25 protein-coding genes are annotated in these 24,891 nt (G+C 72.0%); 7 read left to right on the top strand and 18 right to left on the bottom strand.

What is annotated here, in order from left to right:
• Positions 1 to 132: 132 nt before the first annotated feature.
• On the bottom strand, positions 133 to 1,011 hold the full coding sequence (locus tag DEI96_RS17515) for a helix-turn-helix transcriptional regulator (RefSeq protein WP_111023424.1): 879 nt from the start codon (positions 1,009 to 1,011) through the stop codon (positions 133 to 135).
• 55 nt (positions 1,012 to 1,066) lie between these two features.
• Positions 1,067 to 2,224 carry a PQQ-dependent sugar dehydrogenase gene (locus DEI96_RS17510; protein ID WP_111023422.1) on the bottom strand — a complete coding sequence of 386 codons (1,158 nt, stop codon included), beginning with the start codon at positions 2,222 to 2,224 and terminating at the stop codon, positions 1,067 to 1,069.
• A gap of 110 nt (positions 2,225 to 2,334) precedes the next feature.
• Between DEI96_RS17510 and DEI96_RS17505 the strand changes: the two genes are divergently transcribed.
• Together DEI96_RS17505 and DEI96_RS17500 are read left to right on the top strand one after the other, a co-directional pair.
• On the top strand, positions 2,335 to 2,733 hold the full coding sequence (locus DEI96_RS17505) for a (R)-mandelonitrile lyase (protein ID WP_071248546.1): 399 nt from the start codon (positions 2,335 to 2,337) through the stop codon (positions 2,731 to 2,733).
• A complete protein-coding gene (locus DEI96_RS17500) occupies positions 2,730 to 3,401 on the top strand; it encodes an SDR family NAD(P)-dependent oxidoreductase (protein WP_027466861.1) in 672 nt (223 codons plus the stop codon). Before DEI96_RS17505 ends, DEI96_RS17500 begins: the two co-directional genes overlap by 4 nt.
• Positions 3,402 to 3,522: 121 nt before the next feature.
• Here the strand turns inward: DEI96_RS17500 and DEI96_RS17495 are convergent, their stop codons facing one another.
• From DEI96_RS17495 to DEI96_RS17465, 7 genes are all read right to left on the bottom strand, one after another.
• Positions 3,523 to 6,345 (bottom strand): ABC transporter permease, encoded by a 2,823-nt coding sequence (locus tag DEI96_RS17495; RefSeq protein ID WP_111023420.1) that lies wholly within the window; start codon positions 6,343 to 6,345, stop codon positions 3,523 to 3,525.
• Entirely contained in the window at positions 6,342 to 7,070 is a 729-nt protein-coding gene (locus DEI96_RS17490; RefSeq protein WP_111023418.1) for an ABC transporter ATP-binding protein, read from the bottom strand. Before DEI96_RS17490 ends, DEI96_RS17495 begins: the two co-directional genes overlap by 4 nt.
• The gene (locus DEI96_RS17485; RefSeq protein ID WP_220039120.1) at positions 7,067 to 7,657 is read right to left on the bottom strand and encodes a PadR family transcriptional regulator; all 591 of its coding nucleotides are present in this window, start codon (positions 7,655 to 7,657) and stop codon (positions 7,067 to 7,069) included. The genes DEI96_RS17490 and DEI96_RS17485 overlap by 4 nt, the downstream gene beginning before the upstream one ends.
• Positions 7,658 to 7,834: 177 nt before the next feature.
• Positions 7,835 to 8,716 carry an aldo/keto reductase gene (locus DEI96_RS17480; protein WP_027466858.1) on the bottom strand — a complete coding sequence of 294 codons (882 nt, stop codon included), beginning with the start codon at positions 8,714 to 8,716 and terminating at the stop codon, positions 7,835 to 7,837.
• A gap of 74 nt (positions 8,717 to 8,790) precedes the next feature.
• A complete protein-coding gene (locus tag DEI96_RS17475; protein ID WP_111023414.1) occupies positions 8,791 to 9,378 on the bottom strand; it encodes a YdeI/OmpD-associated family protein in 588 nt (195 codons plus the stop codon).
• A 32-nt stretch (positions 9,379 to 9,410) separates the two neighbouring features.
• Positions 9,411 to 9,956, bottom strand: coding sequence for an acyl-CoA thioesterase (locus tag DEI96_RS17470; RefSeq protein WP_111023412.1), 546 nt, complete (start codon positions 9,954 to 9,956; stop codon positions 9,411 to 9,413).
• 127 nt (positions 9,957 to 10,083) lie between these two features.
• Positions 10,084 to 10,320: a hypothetical protein gene (locus DEI96_RS17465; RefSeq protein WP_111023411.1), complete on the bottom strand. Its 237-nt coding sequence runs from the start codon at positions 10,318 to 10,320 to the stop codon at positions 10,084 to 10,086.
• Positions 10,321 to 10,431: 111 nt separating this feature from the next.
• Between DEI96_RS17465 and DEI96_RS17460 the strand changes: the two genes are divergently transcribed.
• A complete protein-coding gene (locus DEI96_RS17460) occupies positions 10,432 to 11,418 on the top strand; it encodes an aldo/keto reductase (protein ID WP_111023409.1) in 987 nt (328 codons plus the stop codon).
• Positions 11,419 to 11,513: 95 nt separating this feature from the next.
• On the opposite strand, the gene DEI96_RS17455 is transcribed toward DEI96_RS17460, so the two are convergent.
• From DEI96_RS17455 to DEI96_RS17435, 5 genes are all read right to left on the bottom strand, one after another.
• Entirely contained in the window at positions 11,514 to 11,996 is a 483-nt protein-coding gene (locus DEI96_RS17455) for an FBP domain-containing protein (RefSeq protein WP_110865322.1), read from the bottom strand.
• Positions 11,997 to 12,165: 169 nt separating this feature from the next.
• The gene (locus tag DEI96_RS17450) at positions 12,166 to 12,906 is read right to left on the bottom strand and encodes a class I SAM-dependent methyltransferase (RefSeq protein WP_111023407.1); all 741 of its coding nucleotides are present in this window, start codon (positions 12,904 to 12,906) and stop codon (positions 12,166 to 12,168) included.
• Positions 12,907 to 12,937: 31 nt separating this feature from the next.
• On the bottom strand, positions 12,938 to 13,849 hold the full coding sequence (locus tag DEI96_RS17445; RefSeq protein WP_071406260.1) for a helix-turn-helix transcriptional regulator: 912 nt from the start codon (positions 13,847 to 13,849) through the stop codon (positions 12,938 to 12,940).
• A gap of 235 nt (positions 13,850 to 14,084) precedes the next feature.
• The gene (locus tag DEI96_RS17440) at positions 14,085 to 15,359 is read right to left on the bottom strand and encodes a hemolysin family protein (RefSeq protein ID WP_111023405.1); all 1,275 of its coding nucleotides are present in this window, start codon (positions 15,357 to 15,359) and stop codon (positions 14,085 to 14,087) included.
• 160 nt (positions 15,360 to 15,519) lie between these two features.
• Positions 15,520 to 16,638 carry a M23 family metallopeptidase gene (locus tag DEI96_RS17435; protein WP_146246910.1) on the bottom strand — a complete coding sequence of 373 codons (1,119 nt, stop codon included), beginning with the start codon at positions 16,636 to 16,638 and terminating at the stop codon, positions 15,520 to 15,522.
• Positions 16,639 to 16,800: 162 nt separating this feature from the next.
• On the opposite strand from DEI96_RS17435, the gene DEI96_RS17430 reads away from it, so the two are divergent.
• A complete protein-coding gene (locus tag DEI96_RS17430) occupies positions 16,801 to 17,295 on the top strand; it encodes a hypothetical protein (RefSeq protein ID WP_071406257.1) in 495 nt (164 codons plus the stop codon).
• A 3-nt stretch (positions 17,296 to 17,298) separates the two neighbouring features.
• Here the strand turns inward: DEI96_RS17430 and DEI96_RS17425 are convergent, their stop codons facing one another.
• On the bottom strand, positions 17,299 to 17,664 hold the full coding sequence (locus DEI96_RS17425) for a hypothetical protein (protein WP_111023403.1): 366 nt from the start codon (positions 17,662 to 17,664) through the stop codon (positions 17,299 to 17,301).
• A 193-nt stretch (positions 17,665 to 17,857) separates the two neighbouring features.
• Between DEI96_RS17425 and DEI96_RS17420 the strand changes: the two genes are divergently transcribed.
• On the top strand, positions 17,858 to 20,068 hold the full coding sequence (locus DEI96_RS17420; protein ID WP_111023401.1) for an NADP-dependent isocitrate dehydrogenase: 2,211 nt from the start codon (positions 17,858 to 17,860) through the stop codon (positions 20,066 to 20,068).
• Positions 20,069 to 20,291: 223 nt separating this feature from the next.
• Here the strand turns inward: DEI96_RS17420 and DEI96_RS17415 are convergent, their stop codons facing one another.
• On the bottom strand, positions 20,292 to 20,747 hold the full coding sequence (locus DEI96_RS17415) for a DUF3817 domain-containing protein (protein WP_111023399.1): 456 nt from the start codon (positions 20,745 to 20,747) through the stop codon (positions 20,292 to 20,294).
• A 79-nt stretch (positions 20,748 to 20,826) separates the two neighbouring features.
• The gene (locus tag DEI96_RS17410; RefSeq protein WP_111023397.1) at positions 20,827 to 22,266 is read right to left on the bottom strand and encodes a DUF4832 domain-containing protein; all 1,440 of its coding nucleotides are present in this window, start codon (positions 22,264 to 22,266) and stop codon (positions 20,827 to 20,829) included.
• A 140-nt stretch (positions 22,267 to 22,406) separates the two neighbouring features.
• Here DEI96_RS17410 and DEI96_RS17405 point away from each other — a divergent pair, with 140 nt between their 5' ends.
• Positions 22,407 to 23,183, top strand: a complete 777-nt coding sequence (locus DEI96_RS17405) for a ThuA domain-containing protein (RefSeq protein ID WP_027466841.1) — start codon at positions 22,407 to 22,409, stop codon at positions 23,181 to 23,183.
• Positions 23,180 to 24,337, top strand: coding sequence for a GAF domain-containing protein (locus tag DEI96_RS17400; protein WP_111023395.1), 1,158 nt, complete (start codon positions 23,180 to 23,182; stop codon positions 24,335 to 24,337). Before DEI96_RS17405 ends, DEI96_RS17400 begins: the two co-directional genes overlap by 4 nt.
• A 29-nt stretch (positions 24,338 to 24,366) precedes the next feature.
• Here the strand turns inward: DEI96_RS17400 and DEI96_RS17395 are convergent, their stop codons facing one another.
• Positions 24,367 to 24,810 (bottom strand): disulfide bond formation protein B, encoded by a 444-nt coding sequence (locus tag DEI96_RS17395; protein WP_111023393.1) that lies wholly within the window; start codon positions 24,808 to 24,810, stop codon positions 24,367 to 24,369.
• Positions 24,811 to 24,891 lie beyond the last annotated feature (81 nt).

Genomic DNA, 24,891 nt, shown 5'->3' with positions numbered 1-24,891 from the left:
GGACCCGGACGGGACGGACACGAGCCGGTTCGACCGGGTGATCCCGGAGGTCGGACGCGACCACGAGCGGCCGGGAGGCGCAGTGCGGGCTGGCGCCGCGCCTCCAGGCCCTGGGTGGTCGCGACCACCGCGTCAGGCGAGCTGGCGCGCCCGTTCCGCGATGCCCTCGGTCGCCGCCCACGACGCCAGCACCCGCAGGGCGTCGGCCGTCGGGCTGCCCGGCGTCGCCGGGTAGATCGTGAGCGAGAGTCCCGGGTCCTCGGCGAGTTCGAGCGTCTGGAAGTGCAGTTCGAGCGGCCCCACGACGCTGTGCCGGAACGACTTCACGCCGGCGTAGTGGCGGCGGACGTCGTGCGCGGCCCAGAGGCCGCGGAAGTCGTCGCTCCGCATCGACAGCTCGCCGATCAGTGCGGCGAGGTCCTTGTCGTTCGGCGTCCGGCCCGCTTCGCGGCGCAGGATCGCGACGTTCGTGTGCGCAGCCCGTTGCCAGTCCTGGTAGAAGTTCCGCGCCTGCGGGTCGAGGAAGATGAAGCGCGAGAAGTTCATCGGCCGGGCCGGTGCCGCGACCAGGTCCGAGTGCATCGCGAAGCCGAGCGCGTTCGCGGCGACGATGTCCTGCCGGTTGTTGATGATCATCGCCGGGGCGTCCGTGACGACGTCGAGCAGGTACTGCAGCTCGGGTCGGACGGCAGCGACGGGCACGACACGACCGGCGCGACGCGGGGTCTCGTTCTGGTGCTGCGACAGGTCGCGCAGGTGCTCCTGCTCGGCGGGGTCGAGCTGCAGGGCCCGGCCGATGGCGTCGAGCACGCTGTCCGAGACCCCCTGCAGGTTCCCGCGCTCGAGCCGCGTGTAGTAGTCGATGCTGACGCCGGCCAGGCGTGCGACCTCTTCGCGACGCAGCCCGGTGACGCGACGCCGCGTGCCGAAGGTCTCGACACCGGCCTGCTCGGGGGTGATGCGGGCGCGACGGCTGGAGAGGAAGTCGCGCGCTTCGTCGCGGTGGTTCATGCCGTCACGGTACTTCGCCCCGTCCGGCGCGAGCGAGGGGCTGCGGGAACCCCTTTCACGTGCGCGTGAACGGGACGGAGACGATCCGGTCGTCCCCGCTCGACGGTGTCCCGCGGCCGTCGGTGTTGTTCGTGACGAACCAGAGCGTGTCCGACGGCCCCTCGAGCACCGTCCGGATGCGGCCGAAGTCGCCCGCGAAGTACTCGGTCGCCGTGCCGGGGTCGTCGGCGGGGACCGCCCGGAGCACCTCGCCCCGCAGGTTCGCGACGAACACCGTGTCGTCGACGACGGCGAGGCCGCTGGGGGACGCCTCGTCGGTGGACCACTGCTGCACGGGGTCGACGAAGCCCTGGTCCTCGCCACCGGTGCCCTCCACCTCGGGCCAGCCGTAGTTCGACCCGGGCTCGATCACGTTGAGCTCGTCGTTCGTGTTCTCACCGAACTCCGACGCGAACATCGTGCCGTCCGACGACCACCCCATGCCCTGCACGTTGCGGTGTCCGAGGCTCCACACCGGCGAGCCGTCGATGGGATTGTCGGCGGGGACGTCGCCGTCCGGGGTGAGCCGCAGGATCTTGCCCGCGAGCGACTCCTCGTCCTGCGCGTCCGTGCTCGCGCCGGCGTCCCCGACGCTCGCGTAGAGCATGTCGTCGGGCCCGAACGCGATCCGTCCGCCGTCGTGGAACGTGTTCTTCGGCAGCCCGTCGATGATCGTCCTCGCCTCGCCGAGCCCCCACGACCCGGTGCTCCCCGTCAGCTCGTACCGCTGGATCCGGTTGCCGTCGTCGGCCGTGGAGTACACGAACAGGTCGTCGTCGTGCAGCGCGAGGCCGAGCAGTCCGCCCTCGCCGCCGTGGCTGACCCCGTCGACGGTGCCGACCTGACGGGTGGTGCCGTCGGACCGCAGCTCGAGCACCCGAGCCGAGTCGCGCTCGCTGACCAGCGCGTCGCCGTCGTCACCCGTCAGGACCACCGACCAGGGGGCCTCCAGGCCGGTGACCACGTCGGTGGTGTCACCGTCGAGCGCCACCTGCCCGGCCGACAGGTCGGCGGGTGCGGTCGCGCGCGCCGACGGCGAGCCGCCCCGGTTGGATCCGTCCCGCTCTGCTCCGTCGCCACTCGTGCAGGCGGTGAGGGCCAGCGCGGCGACGGCGGCGAGGCCGGCCAGCGTCCAGAGGCGGCGGCTGCGGGGTGTTCCGGCGGGTGTGTCCACGATGATCCTCCCGGGGTCGTGGGTCGATCACACACGCTGCGTTCGGGAAACCCCTGAGGGGGTCTGTCGGCACCTCCCGACGGTGCGCACGGCGGCCTACCGTCGTCGGCATGCAGATCGAACCGAAGCAGCCGACCGTCAAGAACCCGCCCGAGCAGTTCACCGGCGACGTGTACCTCGACGCCATCGCCTCGCCGAAGGAGCCCGGTCAGACGATGACCGTCGCCAAGGTCCGGTTCCTGCCCGGCGCCCGCACCGCCTGGCACTCGCACGCCAAGGGGCAGACCCTGCACGTCACCGAGGGCGTCGCGCGGATGGGCACCCGGGACGGCCGCGTCATCGAGGTGCAGGCTGGACAGACCGTCTACACGCCCGCCGGCGAGGAACACTGGCACGGCGCGACCCCCACCGACTACATGGAACACCTCGCGATGCTCGAGGCCGCCGACGACCCGGCGACGACCACCACCTGGCTCGAGCACGTGAGCGACGAGGAGTACACCGCATGACCACCATCGCCATCGTCGGGGCCGGCAAGGGCCTCGGCCTCGCCGTCGCCGAGCGTTTCGCCCGTGAGGGCTTCGCCGTCGCCCTGATCTCCCGCAACCAGGACCGCCTGGACGGCCTCGCCGCGGAGCTGCGTGAGCGCGGCCACACCGCAGCCGGGTTCGCTGCGAACGTCCGTGACGGGGACTCCCTGCGCACCGCACTCGAGCGCGCCACGGAGCAGCTCGGCCCCATCGAGGTGCTGCAGTACAGCCCGCTCCCCGCCAAGGAGTACATGCGCCCCGTGCTCGAGACCACGGCAGACGACCTGGTCGGCCCGATCGAGTTCTCGGTCTACGGCTCGGTCAACGCCGTCCGCCAGGTGCTGCCCGGCATGCGCGCGATCGGCCACGGCACGATCCTGTTCGTCAACGGCGGCAGCGCGGTCCGACCGGGAGCCCGCGTCACCGGCACGTCCGTCGCCTTCGCCGCCGAGAGCGCCTACGCGCAGCTCCTGCACGACGCCGTCCGCGACGAGGACGTCCACGTCGGCCAGCTCATCATCCCGTTCGGCATCGACGACGGGCAGCCCGAGCACTCCGGGGAGTCCATCGCCGACCGCCTGTGGGCGATCCACACGGAGCGCGGCGACTTCCGCACCTACGCGGAGGCGCTGCCCGAGCTCGCGTGAGCGCGGCGCTCGCCGCTTCGTGAGCAGGAATGGTCGGGTCCGGCACAGCGACCCGACCATTCCTGCTCACCATGTGACGGACGGGAGGCCCGTGGCGACGCCGCCACGGGCCTCCAGTCCGTCAGTGCGCCCGTCGCACCGCCACCCGCCGCCGACCCCGCGAGGTCAGCCACGCTCCGGCCGTCACCACGAGGGGCAGGCCGATCGCGAGCAGCGCCAGCACCGGCCAATCCGGCACGAACGGCATGTGGTTCACCCCGACCGGACTCTCGGTGAACCGCAGGGTCAGGGCGCGGATCGGCAGGAGTCCGAGGAGCGTCCCGATCACCGAGCCGACCGTGGCCAGGATCGCCGCCTGCCAGGTCGACACCCCTCGGCGCAGGCGTGGTGCGGCACCGATGGCGTCGAGCACCTCGTCGTCCCGCCGGCCGTCGGACCGTGCGAGTCCGATCGCCACCGCCGTCGCACCGATCGTGACGGCCGCGGCCAGTGCGAGCACGATCGCCCGGATGATCGCCTCGTTGTCGATCGGGCCGGCCTCGTACATGAACGACGGGCCGCCCCACCGTGCACGGTCCTCGCCGCCGAAGCTCTGCCACGCCGAGCTCAGCTCGTCCCACTGGGCCGGCTGGATGTCGTGGGGCAGCGTCGTGACGAGCATGCCGTCGACCACGGGCACGCCGTACCGTTCGGCGGTCGCCTTCGTCATGAAGACGCCGACCTGGATCCGCGGGGTCTGCACGTCGAGCACGGCGGGGATCGAGACGCTGGCCGCCGGTCGGCTCCGCTCGGTGATGGGGTCGCTCTCCCACGTCCGGTCGTGGAAGGTGTCGACACGGACCGCACCGTCGTGGGCGTACTCGGGCCAGAGCGACACGGCCTCGCCGCCCTCGAGCGCGTCCCGCACGGCGGCGGACGGCCGGTGTCCGGTGAGCACGGCGTAGTCGTCGACGGTGCCCGTCCAGATGTGCGGAGACGACGCGCTCGCCGTGTCCAGGTAGTACGAGCAGCTCGTCGTGTCGTTCGCCGGGCAGTCGTACGCGCTCCAGCGGTGCGGGATCGTGATGGTCGAGGGGGTGTCGCCCGGCTGCTCCTGCGTGACACCGAGCACCCGGATGCGGTCCTGGTCTAAGACCCCGGACACCACCTTCGCGGCGTGGGCCGTCAGTTCCGCGTCGTGGCGACCGGTACTGCCGCCGTCCTTCGTCTCGGTCTGCACCTCGGCCGTCGCCACCCCGACCGCCGTCGAGTACTCGTACCCGCGGACGTACTGGGCGTGACTCGACGCACTCCACGTGATCACGACCGAGGCCACGAACACGACGCTCATCACGCTCGCCAGCACCGGCACCGTGCGGACCGGGTTGCGGCGTGCGTCGCGGGCGGCGAGCCGGGCGGACAGACCGGCCCGCGAGGTGAGCCGGGTGATCAGGGCGAGCAGCCACGGTGAGCAGATGGCGATGCCGAGCTGCATCAGGCACGGCCCGATCGCGACGCCGGCGCCGACGACGTACGCCCACCGGTCCTGCTGCACCGGACGGTCGTTGAGCATGAGCACCCCGACACCGCACGCCAGCGTCATCACGGCGCCGAGGACCACGAGCAGCGGCCCCCAGATGCGACGACGACGGCGGGCGGGACGGCTGACGGGCACCGGACGGAGCGAGCCCCGCAGGGCTGCGAGCACGTTGATCCGGGTCGCCGACCGTGCGGCGACGAGCGCGGAGACGAGTCCGGCGAGCACCCCGGCGGCGGCGATGGACAGCAGCAGGAGCGGCGGCACGTGCAACCCGGGGAACGACGCCACGTTGCCGTTGTCGATCAGTCGGTAGGCGAGCACGCCGATCCCGGTGCCGGCGGCGACCCCGAGGACCGCGCCGACGAGGCCGAGCACCAGGCCCGACCCGGCGACGATCGTGCGGACGAACCGCTTGTCGCCGCCGACGCTCGTGACGATGGCGTACGAGCGGGTGTCCGCCCGGGTGCCGACCAGGAACGCGGCCCCGGCGAGCAGGGCGACCTCGAACATCGCGAAGACCCCGAGCAGGCCCATCGCCCCGAGGTACCAGCCGAGTGTCGAGCTCAGCTGCCCACCCGCAAGCCGGGCGTCGGGCGGGTCGAGCACGACCGGACGCGACTGCACGATGATGCCGTGCGCGTTGAGCTGCCGGATCTCCGACCACGTCGGGGCGTCCGACGGCAGGTACACGGTGACGTCGGTGAGCCCGACGTCGTCGGTGGTGTCGGTCGTCGAGAGCGTCGTGCCCCAGGGCAGGAACACCCCCTGCGTCCCCGGGTCCGTCCCCAGGTCGGTCATGGTGCCGGTGATCGTGAAGCGCTTGGTGACCGGGTCGGTCAGGTCCACCGTGTCGCCGATGTGCGCCCCGAGGCGTTCGAGCGTCGCCGGCGTGACCATGAGCTCACTGCGCGTGGTCGGCGTGGAACCGTCGAGCACGTGCCAGTGGCCCTCGAGCGACGGGTCCCAGACGCTGCCCTCGACCGCGGTCAGGCCGACGGGACCGTTCGCCCCCTGGACCACGACGGGCGTGCTGCCCACCGGGATCGACAGGGCGCCGTCGGGCACGTGGGCCAGGACGTTCGTGAACGGTGAGTCCTCGTCCGACTTGGTGACAGGGCTGTTCCGCTTCGAGTCGGTGAACTCCCACTGCACCGGGTCCTGCACCATGCCGGGCAGGTCCGGGCCGGACACCCGCATCTGCGCCGATGCACGGCCGAGGTCGTAGTCCAGCCGCTCGGTGACCGTGGCCTGCGTCGACTGCACGACGACGGCGACCGCGGCGAACCCGGCGGTCGGGATCCCGATGAGCGCGATGATCAGTGCCGCGCGGCCCGCCTTCGCGAACGCCAGTCGACGCCCCAGACGGAGCGCCGGTCTCAGGGCGAACGGCGTCCGGCCGGTCCCGGCACGCCGACCCCGGCTCACGAGGCGGTCCGGTCCGTGAGTACAGCCTCGACGCCCGAGTACACGGTCTCGTCGACCACCCGACCGTCGCGCAGGAACACGATCCGGTCCGCCCAGGCCGCGTGCCGGGCGTCGTGGGTCACCAGGAGCGCGCCGGCTCCGGCGTCGACGTGCCGACGGAGCATGCGGAGCACGACCTCGCCGGTCTGCGAGTCGAGGGCTCCGGTCGGCTCGTCGGCGAGCACGAGCCGGCGCTCGCCGACCACGCCGCGGGCGATCGCGACGCGCTGCTGCTGGCCGCCGGACAGGTCGTCCGGGTAGGCGTCGGCACGGTGCGACAGCTCGACGTTGTCCAGCGCGAGCTCCGCGGCGCGGCGGGCCTGCGAGGCCTTCCATCCGTCGAGTTCGAGCGGCAGTGCCACGTTCTCGACCGCGGTCAACGAGGGGATCAGGTTGAAGTCCTGGAACACGAACCCGATGAGCCGGCGCCGCAGCGCTGCGAGCTCCTTGGCGGGACGGTCGGACACGAAGGCGCCGTCGATCAGCACCTCACCGCTCGTCGGCGGCAGCAGGGTGCCGGCGCAGGCGAGCAGCGTCGACTTGCCCGAGCCCGACGTGCCCATCACCGCCACCATCTCGCCGCGCTCGACCCGCAGGTCGATGCCGGCCAGGGCGGTGACGGCCTTCGCGCCGGACCCGTAGTGCACGCTCACGGCGTCGAGCTGCAGGAGCGGTGCGGCGGTCACCGCGCGCTCCGGGGAGCGGAAGCGGCAGCGGCAGCCGCAGCGTCGGCACTGGCAGGCGCCGCCGGGTGCTCGTCCGGCCGGTACCGCGCGACACTCGACTCCACGTGGTCCAGCCACCGCACCTCGGCCTCGGCCTGGAACACCATCGACTCGAGCACGAGCGACCACGCCAGGTCGGTCGACGGGTCGGTCGTCCGCTTCAGCCGCGTCAGGTCCTGCAGGTTCCGGATCGCGGCACCGCGCTGCACCTGCACCAGCCGGGCGACGTCGACTCCGGGCACGGTCACGGCGAGGGCGAACTTGATCGCCAGCTCGTCACGGCCGCGCTTCGCGGGCACGGGCTCGCTGAACCAGCGCGCCACCTCCGCACGACCCGCGTCGGTCGCCGTGTAGACGACGTGTCCGTCGTCGTCGGCGTCGCCGCGGGCCACGAGGCCGTCGCGTTCCAGGCGGTCCAGGGTCGTGTAGACCTGGCCGATGTTCAGCGGCCAGCTCCCGCCGGTGCGGTGCTCGAACTCCCCCCGGAGCTGGTACCCGTACCCGGGTCCCCCCACCAGCAGCGCGAGTACGCCCATCCGAACGCTCATGACACTTCCCCTGTCTCGGGCCACCGTGGCCATACTGAGTATGCACATACCCGGTATGCGTGCGCAAGCACGGATCTGAACAGGGCTCAAAACGGACGGGAGGCGCGGTACCAGCTGGCACCGCGCCTCCCGTCCGACCGGTCGTCGCGTTCGCGACCCGCGGTCGCGTCCTCAGGGTCAGTGACCCAGCTTCGCCAGCTCCTCGAACTCGTCGTCGGTCAGCTCGACGGTGGCACCGGCGAGGTTGTCCTCCAGGTGCGCGACGCTCGACGTGCCGGGGATCGGCAGCATCACCGGGGAGCGCTTGAGCAGCCAGGCAAGCGCGAGCTGCGCCGGGGTGGCACCCTTGCGCTCGGCGATCTCGGTGAGCGGCGAGTCCTCGCCGGTCAGGCCACCCGTGGCCAGGGGGAACCACGGGATGAAGCCGATGCCCTGCTCCTCGGACCAGTCGAGCAGCTCCTCGGCGTCACGCTTCTGCAGGTTGTAGAGGTTCTGCACGGAGACGATCGTGGCGATCTCCTGCGCGGCCTTGACCTCGTCGACGGAGACCTCGGACAGGCCGATGTGGCGGATCTTGCCCTCGTCCTGCAGCTTCTTCAGCTCGCCGACCTGGTCCTCGAGCGGCACCTTCGGGTCGATGCGGTGCAGCTGGAACAGGTCGATGCGCTCCAGGCCCAGGCGGCGGAGGCTCATCTCCGCCTCTTGCCGGAGGTACTCCGGGCGGCCGACGGGCGGCCAGACGTTCGGGCCGGTGCGGGTGAGGCCGGCCTTCGTGGCGATGACGACGTCGTCGCCGTAGGGGTGCAGGGCCTCCTTGAGGAGCTCCTCGGCGACGTATGGGCCGTACGAGTCGGCGGTGTCGAAGAAGTTCACGCCGAGCTCGACGGCGCGCTTGAGGACGCGGATCGCCTCGTCGTGGTCCTTCGGCGGTCCCCAGACGCCGGGGCCGGTGAGCTGCATGGTGCCGTAGCCGAGCCGGTTGACCTCGAGGTCGCCGCCGATGCGGAAGGTGCCGGAGGACGCGGCCGGACGGTTCGTGGTGTCAGTGCCTGTGGTCATGACCCCGGTCTACGCCCGGTGCGTTGCCGGTCGCTGAATCGGTGTCCCCCGACCGCTTTCCGGGTTCGCAGGGTCTACGGACGGGTGGGCCGCGGGTACGGGGTCTCGCCGCGTTCGAGTCCGCCGACGAGCTTGGTGAGCCGGCTCGTCCGCACCGTGGCGTTCGGGGCGGTGGTGATGCGGTGCAGCACGGCGTACCGGTTCGTGGCGTCGAGCTCGGCGAACAGCGCGGCGGCTGCGGGGGCGGCGTCGAGCGCGGCCTGCAGGTCCTCGGGCACCGTGGCCGTTGCCGAGCCGGCGTAGGCGCGGTCCCATCGGCCGTCAGCCTTGGCGCGCTCGATCTCGGCGTGCCCGCGCTCCCGCATCCGCCCCTCGGCGATGAGTGCCGCGACCAGGCCGAGGTTCCGCTGCGACCACAGCGAGGCCTTCCGGCGCGGGGTGAACCGCTGGCGGTAGGTCGTGTCGTCGCGCCCGCGCCGCTGCCCGTCGATCCACCCGGAGCACAGTGCTTCGTCGAGGGCCGTGTCGTAGGTCAGCGTCGTCGGCTCCGTGACGCCCTTCTTCGCGAGGACGAGCCACACCCCGTCCGGTTCGTGCTCGTGGTCGTCGAGCCAGGCACGCCACGCGGCGACGTCCGGCAGCACCAGGTCGACGATGTCCATGCGGTCATCGTAGGACCGGCCGGCCGCGCGGGTCAGGCCGCGCTGCTGCTGATCCGGGTCGCACTCGCCCAGTCGTGCACCCAGTCGGGCACGGTGAGGTCGCGGTCCGCCCCACCCGCAGCCTCGAGCAGATCGGCGGTCGGCACCGTCCCGCCGGAACGCCGCAGGAACCGGGCCTGCACCACGGCGCGGGCCATCACGGCACCCTGTCGCACGAACGTCTGCTCCAGGTACACGGCACGGTCGTCGACCCCGAGCACGTGGGTGCGGAGCTCGAACCGCTGCCCGAGCGTCAACGACCGCTTGTACGTGATCGTCTGCGCCGAGACGACGGGGTACCAGCCACGTTCGGTCAGCGTTGCCCAGTACCCGGAGCGGAGCATCAGGTCGAGCCGACCGAGGTCGAGCATCGACAGGTACTTGCCGTTGTTGACGTGGCGCAGCGGGTCGAGGTCGGTGGGAGCGACCCGGAACGGCGTCCGGACCTCGTCCCAGAGCGACGCCCGGCGCCGTCCACCGACCCGAGCGCGCAGACGGGTGCGCAGCTGCAGCAGGAGCAGTCGGAAGTACAGGTTCACGGGTCGATCACACCGGTGCGCGGAGCACTCCTGCGAGCACCTTGGAGGAACCTCACGAAGCGCGCGGCCGTCTGCCGACACACGACCAGCCGCTCCCGACAATCGGCAGGCGGCGGGGTCGGGCGGTTCAGCCGGGGAAGCCGCCGCCGGCGCCCGTGATGCCGGGGTGCGCGGACTTGGCGAGCCCCTCGGTCCTGGAGTGAGCCGCATCGGCTTCGGCCGCGGCGCGTGCGGTGTCACGCGGATCCGACAGGTCTTCGATCGATTCGAGCGCCCGCCGACGACGGCGGTTCTGCGCCTCGAGCACGATCAGCAGGGCGCCGAGCACGACGACCACGGCGATGACGATCCAGATGATGACCACGACACTCCCCCGAGCCCGGGGCGTCTGCCCCGGCCCTCGCAGCGTAGCGGTGCGGAGGCGGGTACAGCCAGTGCCTCCCGCCGTCAGGGGGACCGGGAGTAGACCTGCAGCATGCAGACACGCAAGCTCGCAGACCTCGAGGTCGGACCGATCGGCCTCGGAACCATGGGCATGAGCGCCTTCTACACGGGCGCCGGCACCGACGACGACGAGTCGATCCGCACCATCCACCGCGCGATCGACCTCGGCGTCACCCTGTTCGACACCGCCGAGGCGTACGGCCCCTACACGAACGAGGAACTCCTGCGCCGTGCGCTCGAGGGCCGTCGCGACGACGTCGTCATCGCGACCAAGTTCGGCCTGTACCGCCACGAGGCCGGTGAGGAGACCCCGACGCAGCAGCGCGGTCTCTCCAGCCAGCCGGAGTCCGTGCGCGAGGCGCTCGAAGGCTCCCTCCGTCGCCTGGGCACGGACCACATCGACCTCTACTACCAGCACCGCGTCGACCCGGCCGTCCCGATCGAGGACGTCATCGGCCAGCTCGCCGGATTCGTGCAGGAGGGCAAGATCCGGCACATCGGACTGTCCGAGGCCGGTGCCGACACCATCCGCAAGGCCCACGCCGTCCACCCGATCACCGCGCTGCAGAGCGAGTACTCGCTGTGGACGCGTGACCCCGAGGGCGACGTGCTCGACACCCTGCGCGAGCTCGGCATCGGCCTGGTGCCGTACTCGCCGCTCGGCCGCGGGTTCCTGACGGGTGCCATCACGAAGCCGTCCGACCTGGACTCCGACGACTTCCGCCTGGCGAACCCGCGCTTCCAGCAGGAGGCGTTCGAGCAGAACATGCGCATCGTCGACGCGGTCAAGGACATCGCGACCGAGGCCGGCGCCACCCCGGCGCAGGTGTCGCTCGCCTGGCTGCTGGCCCAGGGCGACGACATCGTCCCGATCCCCGGCACGAAGCGGGTCTCCCGCCTCGAGGAGAACGTCGGCGCAGCCGACCTGACCCTCACGGCGGACCAGCTGTCGCGCCTGTCGGCGCTGCCGGTCCCGACCGGTGACCGCTACCCCGACATGTCGACCATCGGTCGGTAGACGCGACCGGTTGACGGACGGGAGGCCCGTGGCGGATCCGTCACGGGCCTCCCGTCCGTCGTCAGTCGCGTCAGCGGACGCGAGACGCCCGCGTCTCAGACCTCGGCGGCGAAGGACGCGGCCCGGACCTGCAGGTCCTCGATGCGCCGGAGGCGCGCGGCCTCGACGTCGTAGCCCTCGTAGGCGGGCGGCGGCAGCTTCCGGACGTTCCGCGAGCACTGGAAGTCCTGGCACACCAGGGTGCCGACGGTGTTGCCGTTGCGTCCGGCCGGCCCGGATCGCTTGGCGCTGTAGAACGCGACGTCGTTCGGCAGCTTGACGTCCTGGCACCACGAGCACTGGGCACGGGAGCGGGGCGAGGCCTCGGCCTGCCGGAACAGGATGCCGATCAGGTCGCCGTCCAGGGTCGGCACGACGGCGTACGCACGCCGACCGATCTTCGGATCGCGCCAGCCGAGGTAGTCGAGCGCGTCCCAGTCGAGCGTCTCGAAGCCGGCGGGCAGCGTGAGGTCGGACACCTCCTTGCGCGAGGCGTTGACGAAGGACGTGCGGAGGGTCTTCTCCACGATGGGGAGCATGGGTGATCGCTTTCGTGCAGGCACCGGGGTGTGCGGACGCACACCGCACCGGGCGGAGGAGGTCAGGGTTCGACGAGGGCGGCCGCACCCGAGGGCACGACCGAGGGCCTCACGCCCTGATGCCGGCGATACGGGCGCCGACCACCTCCTGGAAGCTCACCCGACCAGCCTACGACCGGGTGTCAAGCCCGGCCCGGTCCGTCCGCGGCCGGTTCGGCGTCGCCGTGACCAGGACGACCGAACCCTCGTACGTCGGGCGGATGCGGAGCGACCCGTGCCGCCGGTCCCACTCCCCCGACTCGAGCGCGGTGCGGAGCGCTGCCACCGACCGCCGGACGGTGAACTCGTCGACCAGGCCCCACGCCGGGTCCGCCTGGCGCACGCCGGGGTCGAGGAGTCGCTCGGGGCGGGCGTAGTACGCCTCGGCGAACCCGTCGACGCACGTGAACGGGATCGGCAACGGGGTGCTCGTCACGGTGTCGTCGCCGAGCGCGTCGGCGATCCGCGGCAGTGCGGGGTGGCGACGGGCCTCGGCCGCCAGCACCTCGGGCGCGTACTCGGCGAGCCAGGAGCGCTCGATGCGGTCGGGGTCGAACGTCAGCACCACGATGGGGCCCCGGGTCACGCGACGCACCTCGGCGAGCCCGCGTTCGAGGTCGTCCCACTCGTGCAGCGAGAAGGTCGTCATCGCGGCGTCGAAGGTGTCGTCGGCGAAGGGCAGGTCTCCGGCGGGCTCCACGGCGGTCACGTCGCGGTCGGTCGGTGCGTAGGAAACAGCGCCGGCCCCGACGTCGAGCACGGTCCGGGGGTCACCGAGGGCCTTCGCGACCGCACGGGCGAACGCGGGTTCGGGCCGGCGGTGCTGCCGGTGGTCCGCGTCCCCTGCTGAGCCGTCCGTGGTCCTCGTCACGTCCCCACCCTACGAACCCGCGGGGGCCGGGTCAGTCGACCGACTCGGACTCGGACTCCGACTCGCGCAGGGCCGCGTACTGCTCGGCCCGCTCCGTCGCGGCCCAGCTGCCGAGCAGCGCGAGCGACCGCTCAGACTCGCTGCCCGGTTCGGCCGAGTACGAGAACAGCGTCAGGCCGGGATCGGCGACCAGGTCGAGCGCCTCGTACGACAGCCGCAGCTCCCCCACGATCGGGTGGTCGATGCGCTTCTTGCCGGTGCGCTGCATCCGGACGTCGTGGGCCGCCCACCAGCCGCGGAACTCCTCGCTCCGGGTGGAGAGCTCACCGACGAGCGTGATGAGCCCCGGCTCGCAGGGGTTCGACACCGCGGCGGTCCGGAGCACGGCCACGGCGTCCTTCGCGGTCTGCGCCCAGTCCGGGAAGAAGTCGCGGGCGGCCGGGTCGAGGAACGTGAAGCGTGCGGTGTTCACCGGGCGTCCCGGGCCGGCGAACAGCGGTGCGTAGAGCGCACGGCCGAGCTCGTTCGTCGCGACGACGTCCCCGCGCTCGTTCCGCACCCAGGCCGGTGCGCCGGTGATGGCGTCGAGCAGCCGCTGCACGCCGGGGCGCACGCGGGTCGGCACGTTCCGGTGCATGACCTTCGCACCGGAGTTCGCCAGGCGCGTGAGGTCCCACAGGTGCGCGCGCTCGTCCTCGTCGAGCTGCAGGGCGCTCGCCAGGCCCTCGAGCACGCTGTCCGAGACGCCCTTGAGCGAGCCGCGCTCGAGTCGCGTGTAGTAGTCGACGCTCACGCCGGCGAGCATGGCGACCTCGTGCCGACGCAGTCCGGGCACGCGTCGGACCCCGCCGCCGAACGACGGCATGCCGACCTGCTCGGGGGTGAGCCGCGCCCGCCTGGAGGACAGGAAGTCGCGGATCTCGTTGCGCACGTCGATACCCATGGGACGAGCGTACGTGCCCGGGCTGTCCGTCCGGCAGGCACGGGCGGTACCCGTCAGCCCCGGTGCGCAGAAGCGACACTTCGCGGGTCGCCCTACCGTCCGGTTGGCGAAAGCGACAGATCATGCCCGAACGTTCGCGGGATTCTGTCGCTTCGACGGGGTGGACGCGACCAGGGCCGGTCGGGAGGCCCGTGGCGGGGCCGCCACGGGCCTCCCGACCGCTGGGGGGCCGCGATCAGGGCGCCCCGTCGGCCCCGATGCGCACCCGCGCGACGCGGTGACCGTCCATGGCGGTCACCTCGAGGCGATGGCCGCCGGCCAGGACGACGTCACCGACCTCGGGGACGCGGTCCAGCTGCACCTGCACGAGCCCACCCACGGTCTCGTAGTCGCCGTCCGGCAGGACGGGACCGCCGTCCGCGGCCAGGTCCTCGAGCACCGTGGCGCCGTCGACGCCGTCGTGCGCCAGCACCGACTCGTCGTACTCGGTGGAGTCCCACTCGTCGCGGATGCGGCCGACGAGGTCCTCGAGCAGCGCCTCGAGCGTGACCATGCCCGCGCTGCCGCCGTACTCGTCGACCACCAGGGCGATCTGGTGGCCGTCGGTGCGCATGTCCGCGATCGCGCTCGACAGCGACTTCGTCTCGGGCAGGGCGAGCACCGGCCGGACGAGCGTGGCGACGGGGGCCGCGGGGTCGACCGGACGCAGCAGGTCACGGAGGTGCACGAAGCCCTGCACCTCGTCGCGCCCGCCGGAGGTCACGAGGTACCGGGTGTGCCCGGCCGCGATGGCCTGGTCGGTGGCGTCGGCGACGGAGAGGCCGGCGTCCAGCGTCGAGACGTCGTACCAGGGGCGCATCGACTCGCGCAGGATGCGGTCACCGGCGTCCAGGGCGCTGCGGGCGATCCGGCGTCCCTGCTCGTCGACGCCGGTGTGCTCGTCGACCAGGCCGCGGAGCTCCTCGGTGCTCATCGACTCGCTGCGGGCGTTCGGGTCGCCACCGAGCAGTCGCACGACGGTGTCGGTGGACTTCGAGAGCAGCCAGATCACCGGCCGCATGAGCACCGCGAAGCGCTCCAGGGTCGGGGCGACGGCCATCGAGAAGCCCTCGGCGCGCTGCAGGGCGAGGCGCTTCGGTACGAGCTCGCCGAACACGAGCGACAGGTACGCGATGACGAGGGTCATCAGCACCAGCGCGACGGCTTCGGCCGTGCCCTGCTCGAGGCCGAGCGCCTGGAACAGCGGTGCGACGTCGGGTGCGATCGAGGACGCACCGTACGCGGCGGAGAAGAACCCGGCGACGGTCACGCCGATCTGCACGGCGGACAGGAACCGGTTCGGGTCACGGCCGAGCTCGGCGACCCGCATCCCGCGGGGGCCGCGGCGTTCGAGCTGCTGCAGCTGGGATTCGCGGAGGGAGACGAGTGCGATCTCGGCGGCCGCGAAGACCCCGCCGACGAGCACGAAGAGGATGACGAGCCCGAAGGCGATCCAGGTGTCGGCACCCATCAGCGGGCAGCCGCCTCGGATCGACGACGGGCGGGCGGTCTGTGGGGATCGTCCATGCCTGTGAGTCTGCACAGGCCGACTGGGACATCACCGTGCTGTCGCTCGACAGCGGCTGTGGATCCGGCCTCGCGACGGGGCACGGTCGTCACAGAGGCGGTCGCTACAGGGTGAGCGAGCGACCGATGCGTGCCTCGAGCCACGCCTTCGGGTCGATCGGCGTGACGCCGTCCATCAGGACCTCGAGGTGCAGGTGCGCACCGGTCGAGACGCCGGAGGACCCGACGAGCCCGATGAACTGTCCGGCAGCGACGGTGTCGCCGACCTTGAGCGGCGAGGAGCCGGGGATCATGTGGCCGTAGAGCGTGGAGACCTGACGGCCGTCGACCACGTGGTCGATGATGACCGCGTTGCCGTACGAGAAGTACGTGCCCGAGACCCGGACCTTGCCCGCGGCGACGGCGCCGATCGGCGTGCCCATGCCCGGGGTGAAGTCGAGGCCCTGGTGCAGCGACGAGCACGCGCCGCACGGTGCCGAGCGGTACCCGAAGCCGGAGCTCATCTGCACCGGGCCGGGGAACGGCGAGCGGACCGCGCCGCCGAACGAGACGGCGCCACCCGCGGTCGCCGCGGTGTCGGCGGAACCAGCCGTCTTCGTGGTGACGGTCGAGCCGCCGCCGACGGTGAAGCCGTCACGGTCGAACCCGGCGGCCGTGACCGCCTGGGTCACGGCGTAGTCCTGGGTGCGCACGATGGGTGCGATGGTCGAGGTGGCCATCGAGGTGCCGGCGCTCGCGTGGGCGGGCATCGCCGAGGCGGCGAACATCGCGATGGCGGCCGCGGCGCTGGTGAGCGTGATGCGTCCGGCGCGGGCCGACCGGGAGGCCCGGGGTGCGCTGGCGACGCGGGTCACCTTGGGTGCGGGGCGACGGACGACGCGCTGGATGCGGTCGTCGACGTGCTCGGTGGTGGCGCGTGCGGTTGCGGAGCGGCGGCCGGCCGGCTCGGTGGCCGAGGACGCGGTCGCGAGGACGACGGCCTGCACGGGCTTGGTGACCTTCGCGGCCTTCGGCGCCTTGGCCGGCTTCGCGGCCTTCGCCGGCTTGGCGACCTTCGCTGCCTTGGCCGGCTTCTCTGCCTTGGCGGCCTTCGCGACCGGCGCCGTCCTGCTGCGACGCTGCGGTCCGCGGGCTGCTGCACGCTCGGCCTCGAGGGCGGCGCGACGGGACAGGTGCACCACCGGGGTCTCCGGGTGCTGGTCGAGTTCGGGTGCAGTCGTCATGGCCGCCCACCATTCTGCACGACTCTGTCGCTTTGTACAGGCCCTTTCGTGATCTTTTCGTTACCGAGTGCGCTGGGAGGCCCCTGATCACCGCGGGCGGAAGCGTCCCCCGGACCCTCCGCATCGGTACGGTCGGGGGAAAGCGACGGAAGGACCCGCACCATGGCCCGATCGCCGCGTGAGCGGTACGGAACGGTCGATCTGGCGTCGGCCGACGTCGTGCTGGCCGGTACCCAGGAACTCCTGCCCGTGCTCCGGGCCGCGGCCGTGCGCGCCGGGATCGACGCCGCGCGGATGCGGGTCATCGGGGTCGACGACCTGCCGGACCCCGAGGAGACGTGGGACGCGGCGTTGGCCGTCATCGCGATCCGCCGCCCCGGTGACGACCCCGCGTTCCACCGGGCGCAGGCGGCTGCCGAGCTCATCGCGCCGATGCTCGCGCCGCACGCGGTCCGCATCGTCGTCACGGTGTCCGGGGTGACCCGGCTCGCGCCGAAGCTCGAGCGCACCCTGACGTCCGAGGTCCTGCACCAGATCGATGCCGCGTCGGCGTCCTCCGGGTTCCGCCGCCCCTTCCGGCCCCTGCGCATGCGGCTCGGCCTCGCCGGGCTCCGTGCCGCCGGCGTCCGGGTGTTCCGCGTCTCGATCGGCGACTGAGGCTCAGGCCCCGTCGGATCCGGGGCCCTGCGCGGCGCCCGCCTGCAGCGACGGGTGTGGCGGAGCGGCGTGCGCGACGACGGAGACACTGCCGACGGCGAGCACGAGTGCCAGCGCTCCGGCGGTGCAGGCCGTCCCGATCCGCCGCAAGCGCGACCGGCTGCCACGCTGACGCGGTGCGAACCGCTTCGTGCTCCGTCGGGGCTCGGGGCCGACGAGCCAGGGACCGGAGCCGTCGGGGTCGTACGAGAACGGGCCGGAGCCGTCCGGCGCGTAGCGGTAGGGGCCGCTGCCGTCCGAGGCGTAGGCGGACCGCAGGTCCTCCGCGGTCCAGCCGAAGTCGTCCGGGGTCTGCCGTGTGGTGGTCATGCGCGCTCTCCCTCGCTCTGGTGCTGCGGAAGACCAGTCCACGCACCGTTCCTATGTGTCGACAGTGCGCCTCCAGGGTGTCGGCCGAGCATCTGCCGCGCGGAAGCGGGGGCCATGTATCTTGATGTCGAGACATCCTGCGCCACGAGTACCGTGGACGTACCGACGGTCGAACAAGGGAGTACCCGCCAGCATGGCCAAGATCATCTACACCCTCACGGACGAGGCGCCGTTCCTCGCCACCCACTCCTTCCTCCCGGTCATCCAGGCCTTCGCCGGCACCGCGGGTGTCGACGTCGAGACCCGCGACATCTCGCTCGCCGGCCGGATCATCGCCCAGTTCCCGGAGCGGCTCACCGACGAGCAGCGCCTGGACGACGCCCTCGCCGAACTCGGCGACCTGGCGAAGACCCCCGAGGCGAACATCATCAAGCTGCCGAACATCTCGGCGTCGATCCCCCAGCTCAAGGTCGCGATCAAGGAACTGCAGGCGCAGGGCTACGACCTGCCCGACTACCCGGACGAGGCCACGACCGACGAGCAGCGCGACGTCCGCGCCCGCTACGGCCGGGTCCAGGGCAGCGCCGTCAACCCGGTGCTGCGCGAGGGCAACTCCGACCGCCGCGCACCCCTGTCCGTCAAGAACTACGCCCGCAAGCACCCGCACCGCATGGGCGCCTGGTCGCGTGACTCGAAGACGAACGTCACCACCATGGGCGTCGACGACTTCCGGTCGAACGAGAAGTCCTGGATCGCCCCCGCCGACGACGTCCTGACGATCACCTTCGTGGCCGAGGACGGCAGCGAGCAGGTCCTCAAGCAGTCGATCCCCGTGCTGCAGGGCGAGGTCGTGGACGGCACCGTGCTGCACGTGGCCGCACTCGAGTCGTTCCTGCGCAAGCAGATCGAGCGCGCCGCCGCCGAGGACGTCCTGTTCTCCGTGCACCTCAAGGCCACGATGATGAAGATCTCGGACCCGATCATCTTCGGCCACGTCATCAAGGCGTTCTTCCCGTCGGTGTTCGAGCGCTACGGCGCCGACCTCGCCGCCGCGGGCCTGACCCCGAACGACGGCCTCGGTTCGATCCTCGCCGGCCTCGGTGCGCTGCCGAACGGCGCCGAGATCGAGCGTGCCTTCAAGCAGGGCATCGCCGACGGCCCCGAGCTCGCCATGGTCGACTCGGACAAGGGCATCACGAACCTGCACGTGCCGAGCGACGTCATCGTCGACGCATCGATGCCCGCGATGATCCGCACCTCGGGCCACATGTGGGGCCCGGACGGCGACGAGCACGACACCCTCGCCGTCATCCCCGACTCGAGCTACGCCGGCATCTACCAGGCCGTGCTCGACGACTGCCGCGCCCACGGCGCCTTCGACCCGTCGACGATGGGCTCCGTGCCCAACGTCGGCCTGATGGCGCAGAAGGCCGAGGAGTACGGCTCGCACGACAAGACCTTCGAGCTGCCCGGCGCCGGTGTGGTCCGCGTCACGACCGCCTCGGGCGACGTCGTCATCGAGCACGACGTCGAGCCCGGCGACATCTGGCGCGCCTGCCAGACCAAGGACGTCGCCATCCGCGACTGGGTGAAGCTCGCCGTCACCCGCGCCCGTGCCTCCGCGACGCCGGCCGTGTTCTGGCTCGACGAGACCCGTGCGCACGACGCGAACCTGATCGGGCTCGTCCGCGAGTACCTCGGCGAGCACGACACCGAGGGCCTGCAGATCGAGATCCTCGCGCCCGAGGACGCCATGCGCTTCTCGCTCGAGCGCATCCGCCGCGGCGAGGACACCATCTCGGTCACCGGCAACGTCCTGCGCGACTACCTGACCGACCTGTTCCCGATCATGGAGCTCGGCACCTCGGCGAAGATGCTCTCCGTCGTCCCGCTGCTGGGCGGTGGCGGCCTGTTCGAGACCGGTGCCGGTGGTTCCGCGCCGAAGCACGTGCAGCAGCTCGTGCAGCAGAACTACCTGCGCTGGGACAGCCTGGGCGAGTTCCTCGCGCTGGCGGTCAGCCTCGAGCACCTCGCCGGGGTGACGGGCAACGAGCGGGCGAAGATCCTGGGCGAGACCCTCGACCGTGCCACCGGGACGTTCCTCGAGCAGGACAAGTCCCCTGGTCGGAAGCTCGGCTCGATCGACAACCGCGGCAGCCACTTCTACCTGGCGAAGTACTGGGCCGAGGAGCTCGCGGCGCAGACCCAGGACACCGAGCTCGCGGCGTCGTTCGCGGACCTCGCGGCGAAGCTCGGTGAGCAGGAGCGCACGATCGTCGACGAGCTCGTGTCGGTGCAGGGCCACCCGGCCGACATCGGCGGCTACTACCGCCCCGACGACGCCAAGACGAGCGCGGTCATGCGTCCGTCCGCCACGTTGAACGCGGCGCTGGCAGCGCTCTAGCAGCGACCAGCCGACGGACGGGAGGCCCGGTGCCAGCTGGCACCGTCCCTCCAGGCACGGCCGTCACCCCGCTGGCGCGGTGCGCCGGTACCGGCTGGTGGGGCCCACCTCCCGTCCGGCCGTGGTCGCGACCACCGCCGCGCTTCGTGAGCAGGAATGGTCGCGTCCGCACCACGAACCCGACCACCGCTGCTCACGAAGTGACGCGTGGGCGCTCGTCGCGTCAGCCGCGGGACGGCACGGGCGGGCCGGCGGCGAGCAGCCCGGTGAACACCAGGGCGACGGCCACGACCCCGATGCCCGCGGCCACGGCGGGCCGACGCACCACGAAGAACAGCAGACGGTCCCAGAAGCCCGAGTGGGCGTCCGGCGAGCGGCGCCAGGAGCCCTCGAGCATGCTGCGGCGGGCGACCGCGACCTCGAACGGCACCGTGGCGTACGGCACGACGGCACTGGCCCAGCCGAGCACGAGCGCCCCGAACGACCACCGCTGGTTCACCGCCACGACCGTCGTGACCACCAGGTACGCCAGGAACACGAAGCCGTGCACCCCACCGCCGATGCGGACGCCCCAGTCGCCGGCGTCCAGGCCGTACTTGAGCACCATCCCGAGGATGAGCAGGGTCCAGGTCACGAGTTCGGCGACCGCAGCGGCGCGGAACAGGGAGCGCGGAGTCATGCCGTCAATCGTGGCGGACCCGGTTGACAGACAGCAGAACGCCCCGGATCGTCCGACCCGGGGCGCGCTGCAGGTCCGCTCAGTGCCGCACGACCACCGTCTGCCCGAGGCGGTTCACACCCGCGCTCGCGTCCCACGTGCCGGTGTTCGCCGTCTGGATCGCGAAGGCCGGGTTCGCCGCCACCGAGGCCTCCGGCGCGGGCAGGGCGAGTGCGACGCTCCAGCGCCCGTTCGGCACGTCGGCCAGCGACGCCCGGACGGTCACGGTCTGTCCCGGCTGCCAGGACGACGCGTCGGCGGCCACGGGCACGGTCACCCGGCGATCGCCGTCGGTCAGGACGAGCTGCACGGGGCGGCTGTTGTACGGCGCCGCCCAGCCGTCGTTCCGGATCGACACCGCCACCGACGGCTTCGCGCCAGAGGTGGCGGTGCTCGACGTCATCGTGAAGCGGTAGCCGAGCTTCTTCGCGGCGTCGGTCATGCCCTCCGCACCCCAGGTCGCCAGGACGTCCTTGTTGTAGTCGAGGTTGAGGTAGCTGTAGTGGTACTTCGCCATCTCGGCCGAGGCGGACGGGTACTCGGTCCGCGGCGCGTTCACGGCGCAGGTCTCACCACCGACGGGGACGTACCGCGACTCCGCCGCCAGGTAGTCCTGGTCGAGCGACAGCGGGTTGCTCAGGAACGTGCCGAAGTCGTCCGGCGAGGCGAGGAAGCAGTCGTTGTGGTGCCCGATGCGCGACGCTGCCGACCCGTCGTGCGCCTGCTCCGGTGTGAGTGCCCCGGCCGTGCCGGACGGCGTGCGGAGTGCGTCCTGCTTCATCTGCATCGTGCGGACCTGGACCGAGCGGCTGGAGGGCAGGGCGGCGAGTTCGGCCTGCAGGACCTGTCGTCGGGCGTCCTTGTCGGCCTCGGTCAGGACGCCCGGGTTCGCCGGGTCGCTCGCGAAGTGGTCGGTGTAGTAGCCCTCGCCCCAGAGCCCGATGAATCCCCCCTGCAGGGTCGGGATGACGTCGGCGTTCCGGCGGAGCGTCGGGGTGAGCTGCTCGATGTGCGCGAGCACGGTCGGCAGGTCGGCGTCACCGTAGGGCGCCGAGTACGGGTACGAGCCACCCTGGACGTACGCGAACCGCGTGATCACACCCACGCCGGCTGCGCGCGCGGTGTCGTAGTCGTGCTGCACGAGCGCGAGCCAGGCCGGGCTGAGTTGCCGCTGCTGGACGAACGCCTCCATGTAGAACACCCGGACGACCTGCGTGACGCCCTCGGCCCGGTAGCCCCGGAGGGTCGCGGCGTCGAGCGGTGTGTACCCGGTGCCGTCGGCGCGGTAGTGCGTCTCGGTGGTGTGGTCGAACCCGCGCGAGGGGTTCGGGATGACCGCGTCGCTCGCCGTGTAGGTCACGGTCGAGGTGGTCGCGGTCCGTGTCGGGTGGTGGCCGGTGGGTGATGCCCACGCGGTGGTCGGTACGGCGAGCGCGAGCGCCGCCGCGAGTGCGACGGTGGTGATGGTGCGGTGCTGCATCGGACGAGCCCCTGTCCTCGGCGCGGGCGGTGACCGGCACCCCCTGGCACCGTCGCCTGCGCGATTGTGATCCGAAGGTAGGCCAAACGATCAGAAAACGCCAGGACCTGCGCAAAGCGATCACGGGTAGCGTGGGTCCCATGTCGCCGTCGACCGAGAACCGTCCCCTGAACATCGTCGTCTGGAACGAGAACGTGCACGAGACCCGCGGTGACGCGACGGTCATCGGGCACTACCCCGACGGTATGCACACCGTGATCGCCGAGGCGCTCCGGCAGCTGCAGCCCGGGGCCGACGTCTCCACCGCCACCCTGCAGGAACCCGACCACGGCATCACCGCCGAACGACTGGCAACCACGGACGTGCTGTTCTGGTGGGGCCACGCCGCCCACGACGAGGTGAGCGACGCCGTCGTCGACCTGGTCGTCGACGCCGTGCACGCCGGCATGGGCCTGGTGGTGCTGCACTCCGGCCACTACTCCAAGCCGTTCAAGCGCCTGATGGGCACGACCTGCTCGCTGAAGTGGCGGAACGACGGCGAGCGCGAACTCGTCTGGACCGTCGCGCCCGAGCACCCGATCGCCGCCGGGGTCCCGCACCCGATCGTCATCGACCGGCAGGAGATGTACGGCGAGTACTTCGACATCCCGCGCCCCGACGAAGAGGTGTTCCTGTCGACATTCGCCGGCGGCGAGGTCTTCCGTTCCGGCGTCGCCTACCGCCGGGGGCTCGGCAAGGTCTTCTACTTCTCGCCCGGCGACCAGGAGTACCCCGTCTACCACCACCCGGACATCCAGCGCGTGCTGTCGAACGCCGCCGCCTGGGCCGCCCCGGTGTCCGAGCGCCGCGAGCTGACGGCTGACCCCCACCCACGGGACTGGTTCCTGTCGGACGATGGGGGTAGACAGGCCGGGTGACCAACCATCTCGACGGTGCGGACAAGCGCACCGCGGTGATCGAGGCGCTCGCCATCTTGGGATCAGGACCCGAGGAGCGCTTCGACCGCATCACCCGCATGGCCCACGAGGCGTTCGACGTCCCGTTGACCTTCCTCAACCTCGTCCACCACGACCTCGTCACCACGCAGTCGACCTTCGGCTGGCACCAGGGGTCGAGTGTCCCCGCCAGCGAGCAGTTCTGCGCGTCGACGGTGCTCACCCGCGAACCGATGGTGATCCCGGACGCGTCGCTCGACGCCCGGTTCGCGCACACGGCGGCGGTGGCCGAGCACGGCATCCGGTTCTACGCGGGCGCACCGTTGACCATGGTCGACGGCACCCGGGTGGGCACGCTGTGCCTGATGGACGCGGTTCCGCGTACGTTCTCGCCGGACGACGTCGCCCTGCTGGGTGACCTGGCCCGGTGGGCGGAGCGCGAGCTCGGCGTCGCCATCGACCGCGGGCGGGTCCGTCGGGTGCTCGACGGCCTGGTGCCGGACCCGGTGGCGGTGCCGGGGTACGACCTCGACGTCCTGGTGGCCCAGCACGACGACGGCGGGGGTGACGTCGCCGACTGGCGTGTCGCACCGGACGGTGCCCTGCACGTCACCGTCGGCCGGGTGAGCGCCGCCGGCCCGGCGTCGGGCCTGCTCGCCGCGGCGGTCCGCGGTGCCGTGGCGGCACGGACCGGCACCGACATGTCGGACGCGATGGTCGGCCTGGAGGCGCAGGTCACCGCCGACCTGTCGGCTGCGGACGCCGTCGGCTCGCTCTTCCACCTGCGGCTCGACCCGACGTCGGGTCACGTCGACTTCGGCGACGCAGGCCACGGCCTCGCAGTGCTCGTCCCCGCTGACGGTCCGGCTCGCGTCCTGCACCCGCTCGACCTACCGCTCGGGCTGCAGCCGGCGTCGATCCCCAGGTCGCCCGGCGCGCTCGACCTGCAACCCGGTGACCGGCTGGCGATCTGCACCCAGGGCGTCCTGTCACTGGAGGGGCTCCGGCACCTGGACGACCTCGCCGTGCTGGTGCGCTCGGCTCCGGACGGGGCCACCGTGATCGAAGGGGTGCGCACGGCGGTCCCCACGGACGCCGTGGTCGACGTCACGCTGGTGGTGCTCACGCGGCACTGAGCATGCATGCCGCGTGCATGCCGCGTGCGTCAGGAGCGGAAGCGGTCCGTCCGCGGGCGCGGGGTGCCGGTCAGCGAGACCACGAGCAGCGTGGCGAGCAGGGCGAACCCGGCGAGCTCGATGCCCAGTCCGGCGAGCTGCCAGTACGCGCTGCCGACGTGCTGCGGCTGCGTGATCGACTCCGGCCACCACGACTGGATGAGCGGGAACGAGCCCGGGAACGGGTCGAGGCCGAACACGACGAGCCCGCCGAGCAGCAGCACCACGCCGAGGCCGGCCATCGCCCCACGGGACCGGCGGAGCATGTGCACCACGAGGGCCGCACCCATGCCGGCGAGCCCGACGACGGCGATCAGGAACGCGAGCACCACGATGGTCTGCGGCGCGAGCGCGACCCAGTCCAGCACCGCGATCGGCAGCAGCAGCCACCGACCCGTCCGTGCCCAGCGCGCAGGGTTCCGCCATTCGTCCATGGCGACCGACCGTAGGGCACCCGGCCGAACGCCTGCCGAATGCGGCCAGTGGACCCCGGCGGCAGCGAGCGCTGACTACGA

This window comes from Curtobacterium sp. MCLR17_031 (genome assembly GCF_003234775.2).
In the GTDB taxonomy this organism is placed as follows: Bacteria; Actinomycetota; Actinomycetes; order Actinomycetales; family Microbacteriaceae; genus Curtobacterium; species Curtobacterium flaccumfaciens.
This window is presented reverse-complemented; position numbering and strand designations above follow the sequence as displayed.

Coding starts and splice junctions, on each gene's coding strand:
- DEI96_RS17500 (WP_027466861.1), top strand. CDS start 2,730: ATGACCACCATCGCCATCGTCGGGGCCGGCAAGGGCCTCGGCCTCGCC.
- DEI96_RS17420 (WP_111023401.1), top strand. CDS start 17,858: ATGGCCAAGATCATCTACACCCTCACGGACGAGGCGCCGTTCCTCGCC.
- DEI96_RS17475 (WP_111023414.1), bottom strand. CDS start 9,378: ATGGACATCGTCGACCTGGTGCTGCCGGACGTCGCCGCGTGGCGTGCC.
- DEI96_RS17440 (WP_111023405.1), bottom strand. CDS start 15,359: ATGGGTGCCGACACCTGGATCGCCTTCGGGCTCGTCATCCTCTTCGTG.
- DEI96_RS17455 (WP_110865322.1), bottom strand. CDS start 11,996: ATGCTCCCCATCGTGGAGAAGACCCTCCGCACGTCCTTCGTCAACGCC.
- DEI96_RS17460 (WP_111023409.1), top strand. CDS start 10,432: ATGCAGACACGCAAGCTCGCAGACCTCGAGGTCGGACCGATCGGCCTC.
- DEI96_RS17395 (WP_111023393.1), bottom strand. CDS start 24,810: ATGGACGAATGGCGGAACCCTGCGCGCTGGGCACGGACGGGTCGGTGG.
- DEI96_RS17445 (WP_071406260.1), bottom strand. CDS start 13,849: ATGGGTATCGACGTGCGCAACGAGATCCGCGACTTCCTGTCCTCCAGG.
- DEI96_RS17415 (WP_111023399.1), bottom strand. CDS start 20,747: ATGACTCCGCGCTCCCTGTTCCGCGCCGCTGCGGTCGCCGAACTCGTG.
- DEI96_RS17505 (WP_071248546.1), top strand. CDS start 2,335: ATGCAGATCGAACCGAAGCAGCCGACCGTCAAGAACCCGCCCGAGCAG.
- DEI96_RS17485 (WP_220039120.1), bottom strand. CDS start 7,657: ATGAGCGTTCGGATGGGCGTACTCGCGCTGCTGGTGGGGGGACCCGGG.
- DEI96_RS17515 (WP_111023424.1), bottom strand. CDS start 1,011: ATGAACCACCGCGACGAAGCGCGCGACTTCCTCTCCAGCCGTCGCGCC.
- DEI96_RS17430 (WP_071406257.1), top strand. CDS start 16,801: ATGGCCCGATCGCCGCGTGAGCGGTACGGAACGGTCGATCTGGCGTCG.
- DEI96_RS17410 (WP_111023397.1), bottom strand. CDS start 22,266: ATGCAGCACCGCACCATCACCACCGTCGCACTCGCGGCGGCGCTCGCG.
- DEI96_RS17425 (WP_111023403.1), bottom strand. CDS start 17,664: ATGACCACCACACGGCAGACCCCGGACGACTTCGGCTGGACCGCGGAG.
- DEI96_RS17435 (WP_146246910.1), bottom strand. CDS start 16,638: ATGACGACTGCACCCGAACTCGACCAGCACCCGGAGACCCCGGTGGTG.
- DEI96_RS17480 (WP_027466858.1), bottom strand. CDS start 8,716: ATGACCACAGGCACTGACACCACGAACCGTCCGGCCGCGTCCTCCGGC.
- DEI96_RS17405 (WP_027466841.1), top strand. CDS start 22,407: ATGTCGCCGTCGACCGAGAACCGTCCCCTGAACATCGTCGTCTGGAAC.